A 20,810-nucleotide genomic window follows, 5' to 3' on the forward strand; every position below is an offset into this window, starting at 1 on the left:
CGCGCCGCCGCTTTACGACAACAGGGAAAATCTCGACAGAATGAGCGATACATCCGCGACGGAAAACGGCGTAAGCACCGAATATGGCGCAGATTCCATCAAGGTCCTGAAGGGCCTCGATGCCGTGCGCAAACGCCCCGGCATGTATATCGGCGATACCGACGACGGCTCCGGCCTGCATCACATGGTCTATGAAGTCGTCGACAACGCGATCGACGAAGCGCTGGCCGGCCATGCCGACATCGTCACCGTCAGCCTCAATCCGGATGGTTCGGTGACCGTCACCGATAACGGCCGCGGCATCCCGACCGACATCCACACCGGTGAAGGCGTGTCGGCGGCCGAGGTCATCATGACGCAGTTGCACGCCGGCGGCAAATTCGACCAGAATTCCTACAAGGTCTCCGGCGGTCTGCACGGCGTCGGCGTTTCCGTCGTCAACGCGCTTTCCGTCTGGCTGAAACTAAAGATCCGCCGCCATGGCAAGATCCATGAAATGAGCTTCACCCATGGCGTGGCCGATGCGCCGCTGAAGGTCACGGGCGAGGCGCCAGACGAGACCGGCACCGAAGTGAGCTTCATGCCGAGCAGCGAAACCTTCACCATGACGGAGTTCGACTACGGCACGCTGGAACATCGCCTGCGCGAACTCGCCTTCCTGAACTCCGGCGTGCGCATCCTGCTGACCGATAAGCGCCATTCCGATATCAAGCAGGAAGAGCTACGCTATGACGGCGGCCTCGAGGCCTTCGTCGCCTATCTCGACCGCGCCAAGAAGCCGCTCGTTGACAAGCCGGTCGCCATCCGCGGCGAAAAGGACGGCATCACCGTCGAAGTCGCGATGTGGTGGAATGACAGCTATCACGAGAACGTGCTCTGCTTCACCAACAATATTCCCCAGCGCGACGGCGGCACCCATATGGCCGGCTTCCGCGCGGCCTTGACGCGCCAGGTGGTTTCCTATGCCGACAATTCCGGCATCACCAAAAAGGAAAAGGTGACGCTGCAGGGCGAAGATTGCCGCGAAGGTCTGACCGCGGTTCTGTCGGTCAAGGTGCCTGATCCGAAATTCTCCTCGCAGACCAAGGACAAGCTCGTTTCCTCGGAAGTCCGTCCTGTTGTCGAAAGTCTGGTCAACGAGGCGCTGAGCACCTGGTTCGAAGAGCATCCGAGCGAAGCCAAGATCCTCGTCGGCAAGGTCGTCGAAGCCGCCGCCGCCCGCGAAGCAGCCCGCAAGGCCCGCGAATTGACCCGCCGCAAGGGCGCCCTCGATATCGCCTCGCTGCCCGGCAAGCTGGCCGACTGCTCCGAGCGCGATCCGGCAAAATCCGAAGTTTTCCTGGTCGAGGGCGATTCCGCCGGCGGCTCTGCCAAGCAGGGGCGGTCGCGCGAAAACCAGGCGATCCTGCCGTTGCGCGGCAAGATCCTCAACGTCGAACGCGCCCGTTTCGACAAGATGCTGTCGAGCCAGGAAATCGGCACGCTGATCACCGCCCTCGGCACCGGCATCGGCAAGGACGAGTTCAACGTCGAAAAGCTGCGCTACCACAAGATCATCATCATGACGGACGCCGACGTCGACGGCGCTCATATCCGCACCCTGCTGCTTACCTTCTTCTTCCGCCAGATGCCGGAGCTGATCGAGCGCGGCCATCTCTATATTGCTCAGCCGCCGCTCTATAAGGTCGCTCGCGGCAAGTCGGTGCAGTATCTGAAGGACGAAAAGGCGCTCGAGGAATATCTGATCGCCCAGGGCCTGGAAGATGCCGCGCTGAAGCTCGGCAGCGGCGAAGTCCGCACCGGCCAGGATCTGCGCGAAGTCATCCTCGATGCGCTGCGCATGCGCGCTTTGCTCGACAATCTCCATTCGCGTTACAATCGTGCAGCCATCGAACAGGCGGCAATCGCCGGCGCCCTCAATGCCGAACTCGTCAGCGACCGGGCGAGAGCGCAGGCATTGGCGAGCGAGGTGGCAAGCCGTCTCGACATCATCGCCGAGGAAACCGAGCGCGGCTGGCAGGGTGATCTGACCAGCGATGGCGGCCTGCGCCTCGAGCGTATGGTCCGCGGTGTCAAGGAAATCGTCGTGCTCGACATGGCGCTGATCGGCTCCTCCGACGCCCGGCACATCGATCAGCTGACGTCGCGTCTCAAGGAAATCTACCAGACGCCGCCGTCGCTGCATCGGCGCGAAGGCGACATCGAGATTTCGGGGCCGCGCGCCCTGCTTGACGCGATCTTCGCCAGCGGCCGCAAGGGCCTCTCAATGCAGCGCTACAAGGGGCTTGGCGAAATGAACGCCGAACAGCTCTGGGAAACGACGCTCGATCCGAACGTCCGTTCGCTGCTGCAGGTCAAGGTCGCGGACGCCACCGATGCCGATGGTCTCTTCGCCCGCCTGATGGGTGACGAGGTCGAGCCGCGTCGCGAATTCATCCAGGACAACGCGCTGAGCGTCGCAAACCTCGATATCTGATCCATATTTTCTCAGCAAAAGGCCCCGCTGTTCTCGAACCGCGGGGCCTTTTGTTTGTCCGGTTTCGCTCAATTCGCGACGAAACGGCCGTTGAAGGCGACTTCGGAGAGCGGCTTGCGCTGGCTGGGGAATTCGCGCGCCTGGTTGCGTTCGGAGAGGACGCCCTTATCGGCCAGCCGGCCGACGGCGACACCCGCCTCGACCCTGTACCCCTCGGGAATGCCGAAGGTCTTCATGATGTCTTCGTGTTTGATGCCGCCCATGCCATGGGCGTAGAAACCGGAGAGACGCGCCTGCAGCGCCAGGTGGCCCCATGCCGCGCCGGCATCGAAGGAATGCGTGTAGCTCGGCTTTTCCTCGCCGGAACCGGCAGCTCCGGTGAAGCTGCGCGACACGACGAAGATCAGCGCTGACGCATTCTTCGCCCATTCCTGATTGGCATCGACGAGCAATGCGACGAATTTCTCCCAATGTTCTGAACCTTTCAGGGCATAGACGAAGCGCCAGGGCTGCTGGTTGGAAGAAGACGGCGCCCAGTGGGCGGCGTCGAGCAGGCTGAGAAGCTGTGCCTCCTCGATGATCTCGCCGGTGAAGGCGCGCGGCGACCAGCGATCGAGAAACATCGGATCGATCGGATATTGGGATTCGCGGTTATTGCTCTTCGTCATGCTTGTTCCGGGGTCGGGGGGCAGAATTTCGGATCAGGTTCGGGTCAGTCCGTCCAGACGATGTCGAGTTCCTCGCGAAAGGCGAAGCGCTTCAGGTGATCGTCGATGACGCCCTGCATCCTTGCCTGCTGGGCGGGATCGGCGACGGAAAGCATCATGGTCAGGCCCGCATCATCGGCGGCAAAGGTCACCTCAGCACTGTCGCTGAACGGAACCCGGCCCCTGTGCGGGTCGAAATCGACGCTAAACTTGTGGCTCCAATGTTTGCAAAGCTGCTGCAGATAGCGGCTCGCATGTTCGGTGCGCACGGTTGCCTTGGAGAGGTGCATGTCGAACTCCATCTCATCTTGCACTGGAGAAAAGTCATATTTCCTGCCTTGCAGCGCTTTGCAAGCGCAGTGTCGTCGCAGTTGCGGTGCACAGACTGTCTTCATAAAAGCAACCTCACGCCGGCGTCGAAGCAGGATAAGGAACCCTTCAGTCAATCGATCGGAGAGTTGCTCATGCTGGTGAAGGGAAAATGGACGGAAGACTGGCAGCCCGTTCAGGCAAAGGATGAAAAGGGTGGTTTCGTCAGACAGGTCTCGAGTTTCCGCAACTGGGTGACGCCGGACGGCAGCGCGGGGCCGACGGGCGAGGGCGGTTTTAAAGCCAGTGCCGGCCGCTACCATCTCTATGTCGCTTATATCTGCCCCTGGGCCTCGCGCACCCTGATCGGCCGCATGCTCAAGGGTCTGGAAGAGGTCATCTCCGTTTCCGTTGTCGAACCGGTGCTGACAAAACAGGGCTGGCGCTTCGGCGACTATCCCGGTGCGACGCAGGATCACGTCAACGGCACGACCTATATGCATGAAATCTACACACGGGCGGCGCCGGATTTCACCGGTCGGGCCACCGTCCCGGTTCTCTGGGACAAGCAGGCTCAGACCATCGTCAACAATGAGTCCGCCGATATCCTGCGCATGCTGAACGACGGCTTCGGCGATCTGGCAAAACATTCGATCGATCTCTACCCCATGGAGAAACGCAGCGAGATCGATGCTTTCAACGACCGCATCTATCCCGCCCTCAACAACGGCGTCTATCGCGCCGGTTTCGCCACCACGCAGATCGCCTACGAGGAAGCTTTCGCCGATGTCTTCTCCTGCCTCGACTGGGTCGAACCGCAGGTCGAGGGCCGGGCGTTTCTCTTTGCCGATCATCCGACGGAAAGCGATATCCGGCTTTTCGTGACGCTGGTGCGCTTCGATGCCGCCTATCACGGCATCTTCAAATGCAATCTGCGCCGGCTGTCGGATTATGCCAATCTGCGCGCCTTCTGCCGCCGCATGCTCGATTGGCCGGGCATCGCCGAGACGGTCAATCTCGATCATATCAAGCGCGGCTACTACTCGGTGGAAAGCCTTAATCCGACGAAGATCGTTCCCGCCGGTCCTGACTTGTCTGAAATTTTCTAGAAGGCCGTACCGCTTCCCGGCAAAGCCGTAATGACACCGATGAATAATTCGTTCATAGGTGATCGCAACTTCGTTTTTGATGAGGAGGAATTCCATGAAGCTGATGCGTGTTGGCGAAGCAGGTCGGGAAAAACCGGCACTTCTCGATGCCGATGGCAAAATCCGCGATCTCTCCGGTCATGTCGCCGATATCGGCGGCGAGGCAATCTCGCCGGCGGGCCTGGCAAAGATCGCGGCGATCGATCCGAACAGCCTTCCCGAACTCAGCGCTGGCCGCATCGGCGCTTGCGTTGCCGGCACCGGCAAATTCATCTGCATCGGCCTCAATTTCTCCGACCACGCCGCCGAAACCGGCGCCACCGTGCCGCCGGAGCCGGTGATCTTCATGAAGGCGACGTCGGCCATAACAGGCCCGAACGACACCGTTCTCATCCCGCGCGGTTCGGAAAAGACCGATTGGGAAGTCGAACTCGGCGTTGTCATCGGCAAGACCGCGAAATATGTCAGCGAAGCCGACGCGCTCGACTACGTCGCCGGTTACTGCGTGTCGCATGACGTTTCCGAACGCGCCTTCCAGACGGAACGCGCCGGCCAGTGGACCAAGGGCAAGTCCTGCGACACGTTCGGACCGATCGGCCCCTGGCTTGTGACCAAGGACGAGATCGCCGACCCGCAGAACCTCGGCATGTGGTTGAAGGTCAACGGCCAGACAATGCAGAACGGCTCCTCGAAGACGATGGTCTACGGCGTCGCCCACATTGTTTCCTATCTCAGCCAGTTCATGTCGCTGCATCCGGGCGACGTCATCTCGACGGGCACGCCGCCCGGTGTCGGCATGGGCATGAAGCCGCCGCGCTATCTCCGGGACGGCGATGTCGTCGAGCTCGGCATCGAAGGCCTCGGCAGCCAGAAGCAGAGCTTCGTCGCCGATCGTTAACGACACTCATTACGCTGAAGCTTAAGCTTTCAGTTCTATGGTGATGCCAGGGATCAACACTCTGGCATTTCCTGTGCAGGTTCGGCACGTCCATGTTGCTGTGCAACAAAAACCTGTTAGTCTGCGTTACGTGCCAGCGTGCGGAAAGATTCGATGTCTATCAATCGACGTCATCTTTTCGATAGAGAAAGGCGGCGCCTTGTATGTTTTATCAGCTTTATGAATTGAATCATGCTGCCATGGCGCCGTTTCGCGCCGCGGCGGATATCATGCGTTTTGCCTATGCCAATCCGCTGAACCCGTTTGCCCACACCCCGTTCGGCCGCACGATGGCGGCAAGCCTCGAAATGTTCGAGCGCACGACACGCCGCTACGGCAAGCCGGAATTCGGCTTGAAGCAGACGACGATCGAGGACCAGACGGTTTCCGTGCGTGAAGAGGTCGTCTGGTCGCGCTCTTTCTGCAATCTGCTGCATTTCGCGCGGAACGTTCCGCCCGGCCGCGCGAGCGACCCGCGCATCCTGATCGTGGCGCCGATGTCCGGTCACTATGCGACGCTGTTGCGCGGCACGGTCGAGGCGCTGTTGCCGAGCGCCGATGTCTACATCACCGACTGGATCGACGCCCGTATGGTGCCGATGACGGAAGGCACGTTCGATTTCGACGATTATGTCGATTACATCATCGAGATGCTGCATTTTCTTGGTCACGACACCCATGTGATCGCCGTCTGTCAGCCCTCCGTCCCGGTGCTGGTCGCAGCCGCGGTGATGGAGGAAGCCAACGATCCGCTCTCGCCATCCTCGATGACGCTGATGGGCGGCCCGATCGATACGCGCATCAATCCGACCGCCGTCAACAAGCTCGCCCAGGAACGGTCGCTGCAGTGGTTTTCCGACAATGTCATCATGAATGTTCCCTGGCCGCAGCCGGGCTTCATGCGGCCTGTCTATCCGGGATTCCTGCAGCTTTCGGGCTTCATGTCGATGAACCTCGACCGGCACCTCGTCGCCCACAAGGAATTCTTCATGCACCTCGTGAAGAACGACGGCGAACCGGAAAAACATCGCGATTTCTACGACGAATATCTGGCGGTGATGGATTTGACGGCCGAATTCTACCTGCAGACGGTCGAGCAAGTCTTCATGAAGCATTCGCTCCCGAAGGGTGAATTGATGCATCGCGGCAAACGCGTCGATGCCGCGGCGATCCGCAACGTCGCGCTTCTAACCGTTGAAGGCGAGAATGACGACATCTCGGGCGTCGGCCAGACCAAGGCGGCGCAAACCATCTGCGTGAACATTCCCGAAGATATGCGCATGCATTATCTCCAGCCGGATGTCGGCCATTACGGTGTTTTCAATGGCTCGCGTTTTCGCCGCGAGATCGCGCCGCGCATCGTCAATTTCGTCCGCCAGCATTCGCGTGCCGCGGTCAAGCGCCGCCCGGTGCCGCGCGTCATCAAGGGCGGCCGGACGGCGTAAATCAGGGCCAGCTGAATTAGAAAAATGGATTCAAGACCTTGTCCGATTTCGCGGGCAATCGTCTTGAAGCCTGCTATTGCGGTAACCACATCGATTTCAGCGTTCGGCATCTTGCCGGGCGCAGAACGCGAGGATACCGCACGATGAACCAGTCAGCATTGCTTCGACCGGATTGGACTCCGGCTACCATTGCCCTGATGATTCTCGGCTTCATGGTTTTCTGGCCTCTGGGTCTGGCCATGCTTGCCTACATCATCTTCGGCGAGCGTCTGCGCGGCTTCAAGCGCGACGTAAACCAGGCGACCGACGGCTTCTTTGCCTCCTGCCGCCGTTCGCATGGCCATCACCGGCCGCATTTCTCGACCGGCAATGTCGCCTTCGACGACTGGCGCAAGGCTGAACTCGACCGGATCGAGGAAGAGCGCCGCAAGCTCGACGAAATGCGCGAGGAATTCGATACCTATATGCGCGAACTTCGCCGCGCCAAGGATCAGGAAGAGTTCGATCGTTTCATGCGTGACCGCAGGAATGCCAAGCGCGACGATAACGGCGGCCCGGTCGCGGAATTTCAGACGCCGTAAGCGGTTGAGTGATGAAGCGATGACCGGCATCTTGGCCGATGCCGGTTTTTCCATGTCTGCCCGCCGGGCAATCGTTTAGATTCGCCGGCGAATCGTATAGAAAACACCCATGTTTCCGCTTCTGAAAACACGGCCAAAGGCGCGCAAGCCGGCTCCGCCCGAAACGCGAACGCTTGATGTCGCCGGCCGGCTGATGCCTCTCACCATCAAGCATCATGAACAGGCGACGCGCATTACGCTGCGCATCGAGCCGGGCGGCCGGGCCTTGAAGATGACGGTTCCGAAAGGGCTTGCACCACGCGAGGTCAATGCCTTCCTTGACCGTCACCAAGGCTGGCTGCTCACCAAGCTTGCCAAATTCTCGACCGATGGCGGCCTGCGCGATGGCGGCAAGATTCTCTTGCGCGGCGTTTCCCATCGGATCGAACATTCCGGCAGCCTGCGCGGACTGACGGAAGCGGTCTTGGCGGAGAACGGACCGGTCCTGCGCGTCAGCGGCATGCCGGAGCATATGGGGCGGCGTGTCGCGGCGTTTCTCAAGAAGGAGGCGCGCACCGATCTCGAGAAACTGGCAGCGATGCATGCCGCAACCATCCGGGCGCCGATCCGCTCGATCTCGATGAAGGATACCCGCAGCCGCTGGGGTTCCTGCTCGTCGGAGGGAAATTTGAGTTTTTCCTGGCGGATCGTCATGGCGCCGCCTGCGGTGATCGATTATCTTGCGGCTCATGAGGTCGCCCATCTTAAGGAGATGAACCACGGGCCGCGCTTCTGGGCGTTGTGTAAAAAGCTTTGCCCCGGGATGGAGGAGGCGAAAGCCTGGCTGAAGCGGCATGGCAGCCAGCTGCACGCCATTGATTTTGATTAGTCGAAAGCCGCGCTAAATACAGCTTCCCATGCAAATTGGCTCGACTCTTACCGCATTTCGTGTCACTTCGCTGCCATGAAACCGGATATCAAAATCTGTGGCTTGAAGACGCCGGAAGCGATTGATCGCGCGCTGAAACGCGGCGCGACCCATATCGGTTTTATCTTCTTTGAAAAGAGTCCGCGCTACATCGAGCCGGACCTGGCGGCAAAACTTGCCGAGCCGGCGCGTGGCAAGGCGAAGATCGTCGCCGTCGTCGTCGATCCCACCAATGACGAGCTGGACGAGATCGTCTCGCTGTTGAAGCCGGATATTCTGCAGCTCCACGGCAACGAAAGCCCCGAACACGTGCTGACTATAAAGGCGCTCTATGGCTTGCCGGTCATGAAGGTCTTTTCGGTGCGCACGGCCGACGATCTGAAGCGGGTCGAGGCCTATATCGGTATCGCCGACCGTTTCCTGTTCGATGCGAAAGCGCCGAAGGGTTCCGAACTGCCGGGTGGCAACGGTATTTCCTTCGACTGGAGCCTTCTCGGTTGGATCGACGAGAGCATCGACTACATGCTTTCCGGCGGCCTGAACAAGAACAATGTCGCGGATGCGCTTGTGAAGACCAAGGCGCGTGGTATCGACGTCTCCTCGGGTGTCGAAACCGAGCCCGGCGTAAAAAGCGTTGCATTGATCGATGAATTTTTCGATGCGGTCGAAAAGGCGGATGCGCCTGTCATGGCCTCAGGGAGTTGAGAGTGAACGAGACGCCTAAACCGAATTCCTTCCGTTCCGGGCCTGACGAAGACGGCCGCTTCGGCATTTACGGCGGTCGTTTCGTTGCCGAAACATTGATGCCGCTCATCCTCGACCTGCAGGACGAGTGGAACAAGGCGAAGACCGATCCGGTCTTTCAGGCTGAATTGAAGCATCTCGGCGCGCACTACATCGGCCGCCCGAGCCCGCTTTATTTCGCCGAGCGGCTGACGGCCGAACTCGGCGGCGCGAAGATCTATTTCAAGCGCGAAGAGCTGAACCACACCGGTTCGCACAAGATCAACAATTGCATCGGCCAGATCCTGCTCGCCAAGCGCATGGGCAAGACGCGGATCATCGCCGAGACCGGCGCCGGCCAGCACGGTGTCGCCTCCGCCACGGTTGCCGCCCGCTTCGGCCTTCCCTGCGTCGTCTATATGGGCGCCACCGACGTCGAACGTCAGGCGCCGAACGTTTTCCGCATGAAGCTGCTCGGCGCCGAGGTCAAACCGGTGACCGCCGGCAGCGGCACCCTGAAGGACGCCATGAACGAGGCGCTCCGCGATTGGGTGACCAATGTCGAAGATACCTACTACCTGATCGGCACGGCGGCCGGCCCGCATCCCTATCCGGAAATGGTCCGCGATTTCCAGTCGGTGATCGGCACGGAAGCGAAAGAGCAGATGCTGGCAGCCGAAGGCCGCCTTCCCGATCTCGTCGTCGCGGCCGTCGGCGGCGGTTCGAACGCGATCGGCATCTTCCACCCCTTCCTCGACGATTCCTCCGTGAAGATCGTCGGCGTCGAAGCCGGCGGCAAGGGCCTGCAGGGTGACGAACATTGCGCGTCGATCACTGCCGGTTCGCCGGGCGTGCTGCACGGCAACCGCACCTATCTGCTGCAGGACGGCGACGGACAGATCAAGGAAGGCCATTCGATTTCGGCCGGTCTCGATTATCCCGGCATCGGCCCGGAACATTCGTGGCTCAGCGATATCGGCCGTGTCGACTATGTGCCGATCATGGATCACGAAGCGCTCGAGGCCTTCCAAACCCTGACCCGCCTCGAAGGCATCATCCCGGCGCTCGAGGCCGCGCATGCGATTGCCGAGGTGATCAAGCGCGCGCCGACGATGGGCAAGGACGAGATCATCCTGATGAATCTCTCCGGCCGCGGCGACAAGGATATCTTCACCGTCGGCAAGATTCTGGGAATGGGACTGTAAGACATGACCGCACGCATGGACAAACGCTTCGCCGAGCTGAAGGCCGAGGGCCGTCCGGCGCTCGTGACCTATTTCATGGGCGGCGATCCTGACTACGATACCTCTCTCGGCATCATGAAGGCGCTGCCGGAGGCAGGTTCCGACATCATCGAGCTCGGCATGCCGTTTTCGGATCCGATGGCCGACGGCCCGGCGATCCAGCTGGCCGGCCAGCGTGCGCTGAAAGGCGGCCAGACGCTGAAGAAGACGCTGCAGCTGGCGGCCGATTTCCGCAAGACCGACAATGCGACGCCGATCGTGATGATGGGCTATTACAATCCGATCTACATCTACGGCGTCGAAAAATTCCTTGATGATGCGCTCGCCGCCGGCATCGACGGCCTGATCGTCGTCGACCTGCCGCCCGAGATGGATGACGAACTCTGCATTCCGGCGATCCGCAAGGGCATCAATTTCATCCGCCTGGCAACGCCGACCACCGACGAGAAGCGCCTGCCGACAGTGTTGAAGAATACCTCGGGCTTCGTCTACTACGTCTCGATGAACGGCATCACCGGTTCGGCGCTGCCCGATCCGTCGCTGGTTTCGGGCGCCGTCCAGCGCATCAAGCAGCATACCGAGCTGCCCGTCTGCGTCGGCTTCGGCGTCAAGACGGCGGAACATGCCAAGGTCATCGGCGGTTCGGCCGACGGCGTCGTCGTCGGCACCGCCATCGTCAATCAGGTCGCCACCAGCCTGACCAAGGACGGCAAGGCCACGGTGGACACGGTTCAGGCGGTCGCAACGCTGGTGCGCGGCCTCTCATCAGGAACCCGTTCGGCGCGCCTTGTTGCTGCCGAATAGTTTTCCCACATTGGCACTCGTCAATCAGGAGTATTCGAGTTGAACTGGATCACCAACTACGTTCGCCCGCGGATCAATTCCATGCTGGGCCGTCGCGAAGTGCCGGAGAACCTGTGGATCAAGTGCCCGGAAACGGGTGAAATGGTCTTTCATAAGGATCTCGAATCCAACAAATGGGTCATTCCGGCATCCGGTTATCACATGAAGATGCCGGCCAAGGCGCGTTTGGCCGATCTCTTCGACAATGGCGAATATGAATCGCTGCCGCAGCCGAAGGTCGCCCAGGACCCGCTGAAGTTCCGCGATTCCAAGAAATATATCGATCGCCTGCGCGACAGCCGGCTGAAGACCGAACAGGAGGACACGATCCTTGCCGGTCTCGGCAAGGTGCGGGGGCTGAAGCTCGTCGCCGTCGTGCACGAGTTCAACTTTATCGGCGGTTCGCTCGGCATTGCCGCCGGCGAGGCGATCGTCAAGGCGTTCGAACGTGCGACGTTGGAAAAGTGCCCGCTGGTAATGTTCCCCGCCTCCGGCGGCGCGCGCATGCAGGAAGGCATTCTCTCGCTGATGCAGCTGCCGCGTACGACGGTCGCCGTCGACCTGCTGAAGGAATCCGGTCAGCCCTATGTTGTCGTGCTGACCAACCCGACGACCGGTGGCGTGACCGCCTCCTACGCCATGCTCGGAGATATCCATCTGGCCGAGCCCGGCGCCGAAATCGGCTTTGCCGGCAAGCGCGTCATTGAGCAGACGCTGCGTGAGAAGCTGCCGGAGGGCTTCCAGACCTCCGAATATCTGCTGGAACATGGTATGGTCGACATGGTCGTCAAGCGTCACGATATTCCGGAAACCCTGGCGCGCCTGCTGAAGATCCTGACGAAGAAGCCCGTCTCGGCGGCCAATGACATGAATGGCGGCGCCATCGCTCTGGCGGCGAGCGCCTGATAACCGACAAGCAGGCGGGGTGCCGAATTGATACCCAGAGGCCAAACCGCGGTGAGTGAGGCAGCGCAAGAGATCGAAAAACTCATGGGATTGCATCCCAAGGGGTTCGATCTGTCGCTCGATCGCATCACTCGTCTTCTCGATCAACTCGGCAATCCGCACAGGAAATTGCCGCCGGTGATCCATGTCGCCGGCACCAACGGCAAGGGGTCTGTCACCGCCTTCTGCCGGGCTTTGCTCGAAGCCGGCGGCTACAGCGCCCATGTTCACACCTCGCCGCATCTCGTTAATTGGCATGAGCGTTATCGCATCGGTGTGGCGGGCGGACGCGGACAGCTCGTCGATGATGCCGTGTTTGCAGAGGCCGTGCGCCGTGTTGCCGATGCCAATGCCGGTCAGCACATCACCGTCTTCGAGATCCTGACAGCGGTCACCTTCATTCTGTTTTCCGAACATCCGGCCGACGCGGCGATCATCGAAGTCGGTCTCGGCGGCCGGTTCGATGCCACCAATGTCATTTCCGATCCGGCTGTTTCGGTGATCATGCCGATCTCGCTCGATCACCAGCCCTATCTCGGCGACAGGGTCGAGCTGATCGCGGCTGAAAAGGCCGGCATCATGAAGCCGGGATTGCCTGTCGTCATCGGCCACCAGGAATATGACGCCGCACTCGATGTCCTGATGTCGACGGCCGAGCGGCTGCATTGCCCGAGCGCCGTTTTCGGGCAGGATTTCATGGCGCATGAGGAATATGGCCGGCTCGTTTATCAGGACGAATACGGGCTTGCCGACCTGCCGCTGCCGCGCCTTCCCGGCCGCCATCAATATGCCAATGCCGCTGCCGCCATCCGCGCCGTCAAGGCTGCGGGTTTCACCGTCACCGAGACGATGATGGAAAAGGCGATGAATTCGGTCGAATGGCCCGGCCGGCTGCAGCGTCTGGGCGATGGTCGGCTGCTGCAGCATGCGCCGGCCGGCGCCGAGATCTGGGTCGATGGCGGGCATAATCCCGGTGCCGGCGAAGTGATCGCCGAAGCCATGGCCAATTTCGAGGAACGCCAGTCTCGGCCGCTGTTCCTGATCATCGGCATGATCAACACCAAGGATCCGGTCGGCTATTTCAAGGCCTTCGCCGGGCTGGTCGAGAAGGTTTTCTGCGTGCCGATCCGCGGCAGCGATGCAATGATCGATCCGGTGATCTTGTCGAATGCTGCCTATGATGCCGGTTTGGTTGCCGAACCGATGTCGACGGTCGGCGAGGCGCTCGAAGCCATAAAAGCCGTTACCGATCCACAGGCGCTGCCGCCGCGCATCCTCGTCGGCGGTTCTCTCTACCTCGTCGGCGACGTGCTTTCCGACAACGGCACGCCGCCGAAATGAGCGCAGTGCATTAGAAAAGCCCGGTCGACGCCGGGCTTTTCGTCAATCTGATAATCAGAATATATCAATCAGGCAGCGTTCGAAATCCAGTTCGAAAGCGCGGTCTTCGGCTTGGCGCCGACCGAGATATCGGCGACTTCGCCGCCTTTGAAGATTGCAAGGGTCGGAATGGAGCGCACGCCGAACTGCGCGGCAAGCTCCGGATTCTCGTCGATATTCAGCTTGGCCACCTTGACCTTGCCTTCCATCTCGACGGCGATTTCTTCGAGGCTCGGAGCAATCATCTTGCACGGGCCGCACCATTCAGCCCAGAAATCGACGACGACGGGTTCTGCGGATTCCAGGACTTCCGACTGGAAGTTATTGATATCGACTTTCACGGTAGCCATGGGCTGCTCCTTTGGAGGAATTGGGTGTTGAACCACATGTGATGGTGCGGTGCCGAATTTTCAATGTCCGGTATTTCACTTTGTCTTCAGTCCTGCAAGCGCCAAACCAAGCGCCTTTTCGCTCAGCGTGTAGAGCGCGGCATTCTCGGTATAGACGAGCATGCAGTCGATGCGCTTGCCGGGATAGAGCGGCGCCAGGATCTCGCGATAGATCGCCAGCTGGGCCCGGTGCGCGAAGGGGATGGTCTCCTCGGTCGCCGGCGGCACCCGATTGGTTTTGTAATCGAGAATGACGACGCGATCGGCAAGGACGGCCAGCCGGTCGATGCGGCCGGAAACGGCATAGCGTCTGCCGTCGAGCATCAATGTCCCCATGATCGAGACCTCAGGCCGGGCCTGCTCCCCGAGGACGGGCTGCAAGTCCTTCTCGTCCAATAGTTTCAGAACCGAATCGACCAGCTTGCGCCGTTCGGCCTCCGGCCAGAAACGGGCCGCCCGTTCGCCGTAACGCTGCGCCGCACCGGGCCGCTCCTCCGGCGGAATATCGGGAAGCGCCTGCAGCATGCGATGCAGCAGCCTGCCTTTCTCCAGCGAGCGATCGCTGCGTGGCTTCTCGGAAAAGAGCGGCGAAGCGACAACCAGGCCGCCTTCGTCTTCGTCGATGATCGTCCCGGCGCCGGAAGGGCTGAGGGGCCGGGGCAGTTCCGCCTGTGGCGGCAATGGCTGCAGCAGGCCCGCAGGCAATGCCTCTTCGTTGTCGCGCGCCTCGCTGCGGCTGATACGCTCGAAGCGCCGCTCCACCCGCGGCACGCGCCATCGGATGCCCGGCCATTCCCCGTCGGGGTCGGAGAAGCTGGCCGCCTCCACATGCGGATGGCCTTCGCTGAGCGCGGTGGAAATCATCATATGCCAGCTGTCGTTGTTGGCGCGCACGCCGCGATAGCCGCAGACGACCAGCCGGTCGGCGGCCCGCGTCATGGCGACATAGAGCAGCCGGCGATACTCCTCCTCGGCCAGTATCTGGATTCGCGCTGCATCGTTCTGCGTCAGCGAATTGGCGAGGTCGGCGACGGGAACCCAGGCGGGCATCGGCGGTTCGTCCGGGTCTGTTTCGATCAGGCGAAGCTTCGGCAGATGCGTATGCGTGAAGGCTTTGGAGCCGCCATCGACCAGGAAAACGATCGGTGCTTCAAGACCCTTTGAGGCATGCACGGTCATGATCCTGACCTCGTTGCGTCCCTTGTCCTGCTCGCGTTTCACTTCGGGTGCTTCGAGCTCGAGCGTCGAGACGAAGGATTGCAGCCCGGGAAGGCCGGAGCTCTCATGGTCGAGGGTGAAGGTCAGGAATTCGTCGAGGATATCGCTGACTTCGGTGCCGAGGCGGGCAAGAAACTGCCGCCGTCCGCCGTGGCTGCCCAGCAGGCGCGCATAGAAATCATGCACCGAAAGGTTTTTCGATTGCCGGAGGAACAGTTCCAGCTTTTCGACCGCCGCGCGGAAACGCTCATTACCGTCGGCGGCGAATTTCTTGAGATGGCTCCAGACGCTCTCATTGTCGCCCCGCAGTGCCGCGGCTGCAAAGATGTCCTCCTCGGAGAGATCGAAAAGCGGGCTCTTGAGCACGGCGGCGAGCGAAAGGTCGTCTTGCGGTAGAAGCAGGAAGCGGCCGAGTGCCAGCAGATCCTGCACGGCGATATGGCTGGTCAGCACCAGCCTGTCGGCGCCGGCGACGGGAATGTCGCCGCGACGCTTCAAGGCGCGGGTCAACGCATTGACGAAGGCGTCGCGCTTGCGCACCAGCACCAGAATGTCACCGGCCTCGATCAGCCGCTCCTTGCCTTTGTCGACGATCGTTTCACGGCCGACGAGCGCGCCGATCGAATGGGCGATCCGCCGCGCCAGAATTGCGGCCGGCGCGCTTTCCGGCGTCGCATCGAAGGGCGCCGTCCAATCCTCTTCCTTCACCACCGCTTCCGGCGCGACCATTTCCCAGAGGTCGACGGCGCCGGGATGTCCGATGCGGCTGGAACGATGCACGACCGGCTCGCCGACGGCGCTGAGGCCGCGCGCATTGTCGGATGTCCTGAAGATCTCGTCGACGGCCTCGAGCACGTCGGCGGTCGAGCGGAAGGAGAGCGGCAACCGCACAGAAGAAAAGCTCTGCCCGCTGTCGGAGACGCGTCGTCGCGTCCGGTCGCTCTCTTCGGAAAAACGCTCCGGCCGCGCCCCCTGAAAAGAATAGATCGACTGTTTCTCGTCGCCGACGGCAAACAGCGTGCGCACGATCGGCCGGGCGCTCTCGCCGGAAAAGAAATCCTCGGCGAGCGACTGGATGACGCTCCATTGGATCGGACTGGTATCCTGCGCCTCGTCGACAAGGATATGATCGATACCTCGGTCGAGCTTGTAATGGATCCAGGGGCCGACGCCGCTTTTCGTCAACAGGTCGGCGGTACGGGTGATCAGGTCCTCGAAATCGAGTTGGCTGCGCTGTTTCTTCAGTTCCTCGTAATCGTGATTCAGCCGGTCGGCGAGCACGAGCGCGGCCTGGGTAGCGCCATGCATCCGCATCAGTTTCAGCCGATCGCGGCTTGCCGCGACATGCGCGCGGGCGGCGGCGATGGCCTCCGTCAATTGCGGCGCTTCGGCAAGCATGGCCTTGACCAGGAACTGCGAGTCCGTTTTCGGCTCGCCCTTGGCCGTCAGGAAAATCTTCTCGAGCATCGCGGCGCGTCTGGCTTCATCCGGCTCCCGGCCGGCGAGTCTGAGGCCATAGGCAACCTCCTGCGCCTTGGCGCCGCCCTTTTGGTCGGCCAGCGACAGATAAAGTTCCAGCGTGCCGCCCGAAAGTCCCGGCAGCGGCCAGTACTGCGCCGCGATCCCCTTCTCGGTGTCATCCGCGCCGAGACCGAGCCTTTTGCGCAGGACCACGTCCACGCCGCCCTGCTGTTCGGCCGCGGCGGTGAAACGGCGGATGGCGTTGCGGTTGGCGACAATGTCGCCGAGCAGGTTCTCCAGGCCGGATTCGTCGCCGAGATTGAGCACGGAAGCGAAAGCCTCTGCAAGGGCGCTTCCTTCTTCCGGCGCGGTCGCCGTCAGCAGCGCCCGGCGTGCATCGGAAAGCAGCGCCGCGGCGGCGCGATCGTCGAGAACGGAGAAATGCCCGGCGACATTGGCCTCCAGCGGGAACTGATGCAGCAGCGCCTCGCAAAAGGCGTGGATCGTCTGGATCTTCAAGCCCCCCGGCGTCTCCAGCGCCTTGGCAAACAGCCGCCGGGCCTCGGCCAGTTTTATCCGGTCGGGCGCCGTACCTTCGATCTGCATGATCCGCCGGCTGAGATCGTCATCGTCAAGCACCACCCAGTCGGCCAGCCGTTCGAAGACACGGTTCGACATTTCCGAAGCCGCGGCCTTGGTGTAGGTGAGGCAGAGGATGGCGGAAGGCCGCGCGCCGGCGAGCAGAAGCCGGATGACGCGCTGGGTCAGGACATGCGTCTTGCCGGAACCGGCATTGGCCGAAACCCATGCCGAGCGCACCGGGTCGGAGGCGATCGCCTGCTGGATGGTGGTCCAGCCGATCCAGGCCCCGGGATCGTCGCTATCAGGAAGGTCGCTCACCTCACTCATCGCCGCCACCTTCCTCATTCTCGGCCGTCGACCATTCGGAGACGCGGGCGAGATGATCGTAGTCGCCGCCGAAATCAAATTGCTGTGCCGGAATGAGCCGCGAGGTAAAGCCCTTTTCGCCGGATTGTAGCAAGCTGACGAACTTGACCAGCTGGTCGACCGATTCCTCGGCAAGGTCGATCGCCGATTTCGCCTTGTCGCTGCGGGCGGCGTTTTCATTGTTGACCATATCGACCTGGAACCGGCTTCCGGGACGCAGGCGGACATAGAGAAGATCCTGCGGCGTCAGGCTGCCGGCATCGCGAAAGGCGCCGGCGCGCAAGGCCGCGGCTTCCAGCGCGAGCTGCGGATCGAGAAGCGCGCGTGCCTGCGCCGGCGAGGGGTTGTAGCCGGTCTTGTAGTCGATGATATCGGCGGCGTTCGGCCCGGTGATGTCGATCCGGTCGGCGACACCGTTGAGCCGGATATTGATCGCCTCCAGCTCCACGCCGCCGCGCACCTCCGTCAGTGTCCGGCGGATGGCTGGCCGTCGTCCGGCCTCCCATTCGAGGAAGGCGCGCGCCACTTCGCGAAAGCGCGGCCGCCAGACGGCATCGATATGCGGCGGCAGCTTTTCCATGTCGAACAGCTCGGTCAGAATCTGCTCCATCGCCGCTGCCGCCTCCGGCGTGCCGGCGACATGGGCCGCGCGGATGAACCGGTCGATGATCGTGTGATAAAGCGTACCGCGTTCGGCTGCTCCGGGATCGCGATTGAACGCGTCGACCGGATCGAGCCGCAGGATGCGGCGGGCATAGATGGCATAGGGATCGCGGCGTAGCCGTCCGACCTCGCTGAAGGAATAGGATTTCGGCTGCAGCGCCAGCGGCGGTTTCGGCGAGGGCCGCTGCGCCGGCGCCTGGCTCTCTCCACGATCGATGAGGCCGGCCCATTGCAGGAACCGGGTGCCGCGCCCCTTGAGTTCCGCTTCGAACGCCTCCCCGCCCAGCGCCAGCAGCCGCTGCAGCCAGCGCGAGGCGACCGTCGGCGTCGAGCCCTGGCGCAGCGCCCTGGAATAGATCAGGTGGCAGGTGCCGTTCGCCATCTCGAAATCATGCGCCAGCTGGCCGATGCGCCGCTCCGGCGGTTCTAGCCCGATCTCCGTCTTCATCATTCGCGGAATGAAGGGGTTGTTGGCGCTCTGCCCGGGCCATGAGCCTTCGTTCAGCCCGCCGAGGATCAGCGTATCGACACTCTGCAGCCGGGCTTCCAGCGTGCCGAAGATGAACAACCTGGGATGGCTGAGCGCCCGTGGTTTCACCGCATGGCCGGCGGCGAGCGCGGCCATGATGTCGATCCATTGCGGCCCGTCGGCCTCCATCTGCCCGTCCGTGTCGATCACTTCGCCGAGAAGGGAGGCAAGCGCGTCCCCCGCCTCGTTCGACCAGAGATCGGCAAGATTGCCCTGCGGATCGGCCGCGACCGCTTCGAGAGCGCGACCGGTTCGCTCGGCCCATTCGGACAGCGTGAAACTCGCTGTCTTGCCGCGATCTTCGGGCCGGTGCCGGAAGAGCGCAGAGGCGAGAGGCTCGGTCGCCCGGGTAATCCGGCGGGCAAGCTCGGATGCGGCATTGGCGGCGTCGGCGGGAAGCGCCTTTCGCCATTGCGGTGCGTGCCGGTCCAGGGCCTGTTCGGCAAGCTGATGGGTCAGAAGCACCTCAAGCGTGCTGATATCCACCTCGGTCACGCCGCCGCGCAACGCCAGCAGCTCGAGCGCCTCGGTGGCGGAAATCAGGGTGTCGCGTTCAAGGCCGAAGCGGGCCAGGGGATGTTTGAGCAGAGCGACGGTCGCGACCGGATCACCCGGCCGCAGTGCCGCCTCCAGCAGCAATTGCAGAAGCGTGCCTTGCGGCGTGGCCGAAAGCGGCGTGCCGGCCGAATCATCGGCGAGGATGCCGAAGCGGGAAAGCTCCGCCATCACCCGACGGGCGAGGTTGCGGTCCGGCGTGATCAGGGCTGCCCGGCTCTCGCCGTCCTGCCCCGGCCGTTCCAGCGCCAGTCTGAGCGCGACGGCAATCGCGGTTGCTTCCTCGCGCTCGTTGGCGGCTTCGATCAGCGCAACGTCGTTGAAGGCCGAAGTCAGCGCTCCCGCGGGCAGCTCGCTCTTCCATGTTCCCCAGTCGCTGGTCGCCTCTGCCGGGGCAAGCGCCCGGGACAGGATTTCGGCGCGCCGGTCAAGATCGGCCCCCGGTCTGTCAAGGATGCTGACATCGGCCCGTGTCAGCCTTAGCCTCTTCAGCAGCGACGACAGCCCGTATTGCGGATGGCTCCGGCTTGCGGGATTGGCATGCTGGCCCGGCGCCGGTTCCGGCGCGACCATCTGCCAATGTCCTTCGGGCATGGCGAGATCGAGGCCTGGAAGCACGATGACGCCTTCGGGCAGATCGGCGACGGCAGCAATCAGATCGGCGGTTGCCGGAACCGAACCCGTCGACCCGGCGATGATGACCGGCCCGCTAGGTTTTGCCGCCGAAAGCCGGGCCGCTTCGGCCCTGAGAATGGCGTTTCTGTGCCGCGCCGGCGACGATTTGCCCAGTTCGGAAAGCCGCGCCGGCCAGAAGGCGCTGGCGATCTGCAGAAACTCCGCGGTCAGCTGCCACCAGGCGGCATAGTCGCCGGTATCGAGCTTCGACAGTTCCGACCAGTCGAGATCCTCGGTTTCGATTGAATCGATCAGCTCGGCGAGGTTGCGGGCAAGCCAGATCGCGTCCGCCGGGCTTGCCGGCGCAACGAGCGGCGAGTCCGAATGAATATGGCGGACGATCTCCGGCAGTTTGTTGCGCCAGGCAAGGATCAGGCGCGCCAGTTCGAGCAGCCGCGCAGTATTCGACAGCGGCTGGGCGAGGTCGATCGTCGCCGGCAGCGCCTCGTCGAAATAGCCGCTGTCGTCGTCGGTTTCGCCGAGGGGGCGGATGATAGGCAGGATCGCCGACCGGCCGCCGAGCAGATCGACGAATTCCGAGCGCAGCACACGCACGGCGCGCCGGGTCGGCAGGTAGATGGTTACTCTGGCGAGCGACAGCGGGTCGTCGGCGTCATGCCGGAAAAGCGGCGTCAACCGGCCGTCGCAGAGTGTCGTCGCCAGGGTTTTCAGGAAGGGAAGGCCCGCCGGGATCGTCAGGATTCGTGGCTGGTGCCGCTCCCTCATG

16 protein-coding genes are annotated in these 20,810 nt (G+C 62.2%); 11 read left to right on the forward strand and 5 right to left on the reverse strand.

All coding sequences use genetic code 11. The features are described from left to right. Positions 1-40: 40 nt before the first annotated feature. Positions 41-2,476 (forward strand): DNA topoisomerase (ATP-hydrolyzing) subunit B, encoded by a 2,436-nt coding sequence (gene gyrB, locus CO655_RS01880; protein ID WP_097663646.1) that lies wholly within the window; start codon positions 41-43, stop codon positions 2,474-2,476. Between the two features lie 68 nt (positions 2,477-2,544). Here the strand turns inward: gyrB and CO655_RS01885 are convergent, their stop codons facing one another. After that, positions 2,545-3,144, reverse strand: coding sequence for a nitroreductase family protein (locus tag CO655_RS01885; protein ID WP_010029850.1), 600 nt, complete (start codon positions 3,142-3,144; stop codon positions 2,545-2,547). Between the two features lie 44 nt (positions 3,145-3,188). Beyond that, positions 3,189-3,473, reverse strand: a complete 285-nt coding sequence (locus tag CO655_RS01890; RefSeq protein ID WP_097663647.1) for a DUF2218 domain-containing protein — start codon at positions 3,471-3,473, stop codon at positions 3,189-3,191. Between the two features lie 174 nt (positions 3,474-3,647). Between CO655_RS01890 and CO655_RS01895 the strand changes: the two genes are divergently transcribed. From CO655_RS01895 to CO655_RS01940, 10 genes are all read left to right on the forward strand, one after another. Next, positions 3,648-4,601, forward strand: coding sequence for a glutathione S-transferase family protein (locus CO655_RS01895; RefSeq protein ID WP_097663605.1), 954 nt, complete (start codon positions 3,648-3,650; stop codon positions 4,599-4,601). 94 nt (positions 4,602-4,695) lie between these two features. Further along, positions 4,696-5,538, forward strand: coding sequence for a fumarylacetoacetate hydrolase family protein (locus CO655_RS01900; RefSeq protein ID WP_097663606.1), 843 nt, complete (start codon positions 4,696-4,698; stop codon positions 5,536-5,538). Positions 5,539-5,741: 203 nt separating this feature from the next. Next, positions 5,742-7,022 (forward strand): polyhydroxyalkanoate depolymerase, encoded by a 1,281-nt coding sequence (gene phaZ, locus CO655_RS01905; RefSeq protein ID WP_097605782.1) that lies wholly within the window; start codon positions 5,742-5,744, stop codon positions 7,020-7,022. A 143-nt stretch (positions 7,023-7,165) separates the two neighbouring features. Then, positions 7,166-7,603, forward strand: a complete 438-nt coding sequence (locus tag CO655_RS01910; protein WP_097605781.1) for a DUF2852 domain-containing protein — start codon at positions 7,166-7,168, stop codon at positions 7,601-7,603. 109 nt (positions 7,604-7,712) lie between these two features. Continuing rightward, a complete protein-coding gene (locus CO655_RS01915; protein ID WP_097605780.1) occupies positions 7,713-8,471 on the forward strand; it encodes a SprT family zinc-dependent metalloprotease in 759 nt (252 codons plus the stop codon). A gap of 75 nt (positions 8,472-8,546) precedes the next feature. Continuing rightward, entirely contained in the window at positions 8,547-9,215 is a 669-nt protein-coding gene (locus CO655_RS01920) for a phosphoribosylanthranilate isomerase (RefSeq protein WP_097605779.1), read from the forward strand. A gap of 2 nt (positions 9,216-9,217) precedes the next feature. Then, positions 9,218-10,438 (forward strand): tryptophan synthase subunit beta, encoded by a 1,221-nt coding sequence (gene trpB / locus CO655_RS01925; protein ID WP_097663607.1) that lies wholly within the window; start codon positions 9,218-9,220, stop codon positions 10,436-10,438. A 3-nt stretch (positions 10,439-10,441) separates the two neighbouring features. Next, complete coding sequence (gene trpA, locus CO655_RS01930; protein WP_097663608.1) at positions 10,442-11,281, forward strand: tryptophan synthase subunit alpha; 840 nt, start codon at positions 10,442-10,444, stop codon at positions 11,279-11,281. A 39-nt stretch (positions 11,282-11,320) separates the two neighbouring features. After that, positions 11,321-12,226 (forward strand): acetyl-CoA carboxylase, carboxyltransferase subunit beta, encoded by a 906-nt coding sequence (accD, locus tag CO655_RS01935; RefSeq protein WP_097605776.1) that lies wholly within the window; start codon positions 11,321-11,323, stop codon positions 12,224-12,226. A 27-nt stretch (positions 12,227-12,253) separates the two neighbouring features. Beyond that, complete coding sequence (locus CO655_RS01940) at positions 12,254-13,606, forward strand: folylpolyglutamate synthase/dihydrofolate synthase family protein (protein ID WP_170964956.1); 1,353 nt, start codon at positions 12,254-12,256, stop codon at positions 13,604-13,606. Between the two features lie 68 nt (positions 13,607-13,674). Here CO655_RS01940 and trxA read toward each other — a convergent pair whose 3' ends face one another. The 3 genes from trxA to addB form a co-directional block, all read right to left on the reverse strand. Continuing rightward, positions 13,675-13,995, reverse strand: a complete 321-nt coding sequence (gene trxA, locus CO655_RS01945; protein WP_008528748.1) for a thioredoxin — start codon at positions 13,993-13,995, stop codon at positions 13,675-13,677. Between the two features lie 75 nt (positions 13,996-14,070). Further along, a complete protein-coding gene (gene addA, locus CO655_RS01950; RefSeq protein ID WP_097663648.1) occupies positions 14,071-17,622 on the reverse strand; it encodes a double-strand break repair helicase AddA in 3,552 nt (1,183 codons plus the stop codon). Continuing rightward, the gene (gene addB / locus CO655_RS01955) at positions 17,615-20,809 is read right to left on the reverse strand and encodes a double-strand break repair protein AddB (RefSeq protein WP_097663609.1); all 3,195 of its coding nucleotides are present in this window, start codon (positions 20,807-20,809) and stop codon (positions 17,615-17,617) included. The genes addA and addB overlap by 8 nt, the downstream gene beginning before the upstream one ends. Between the last annotated feature and the right edge of the window lies 1 nt (position 20,810).

This window comes from Rhizobium sp. M1 (assembly GCF_002531805.1).
Taxonomy (GTDB): Bacteria; Pseudomonadota; Alphaproteobacteria; order Rhizobiales; family Rhizobiaceae; genus Rhizobium; species Rhizobium etli_C.

Coding starts and splice junctions, on each gene's coding strand:
- gyrB (WP_097663646.1), top strand. CDS start 41: ATGAGCGATACATCCGCGACGGAAAACGGCGTAAGCACCGAATATGGC.
- CO655_RS01885 (WP_010029850.1), bottom strand. CDS start 3,144: ATGACGAAGAGCAATAACCGCGAATCCCAATATCCGATCGATCCGATG.
- CO655_RS01890 (WP_097663647.1), bottom strand. CDS start 3,473: ATGCACCTCTCCAAGGCAACCGTGCGCACCGAACATGCGAGCCGCTAT.
- CO655_RS01895 (WP_097663605.1), top strand. CDS start 3,648: ATGCTGGTGAAGGGAAAATGGACGGAAGACTGGCAGCCCGTTCAGGCA.
- CO655_RS01900 (WP_097663606.1), top strand. CDS start 4,696: ATGAAGCTGATGCGTGTTGGCGAAGCAGGTCGGGAAAAACCGGCACTT.
- phaZ (WP_097605782.1), top strand. CDS start 5,742: ATGTTTTATCAGCTTTATGAATTGAATCATGCTGCCATGGCGCCGTTT.
- CO655_RS01910 (WP_097605781.1), top strand. CDS start 7,166: ATGAACCAGTCAGCATTGCTTCGACCGGATTGGACTCCGGCTACCATT.
- CO655_RS01915 (WP_097605780.1), top strand. CDS start 7,713: ATGTTTCCGCTTCTGAAAACACGGCCAAAGGCGCGCAAGCCGGCTCCG.
- CO655_RS01920 (WP_097605779.1), top strand. CDS start 8,547: ATGAAACCGGATATCAAAATCTGTGGCTTGAAGACGCCGGAAGCGATT.
- trpA (WP_097663608.1), top strand. CDS start 10,442: ATGACCGCACGCATGGACAAACGCTTCGCCGAGCTGAAGGCCGAGGGC.
- trxA (WP_008528748.1), bottom strand. CDS start 13,995: ATGGCTACCGTGAAAGTCGATATCAATAACTTCCAGTCGGAAGTCCTG.
- addA (WP_097663648.1), bottom strand. CDS start 17,622: ATGAGTGAGGTGAGCGACCTTCCTGATAGCGACGATCCCGGGGCCTGG.
- addB (WP_097663609.1), bottom strand. CDS start 20,809: ATGAGGGAGCGGCACCAGCCACGAATCCTGACGATCCCGGCGGGCCTT.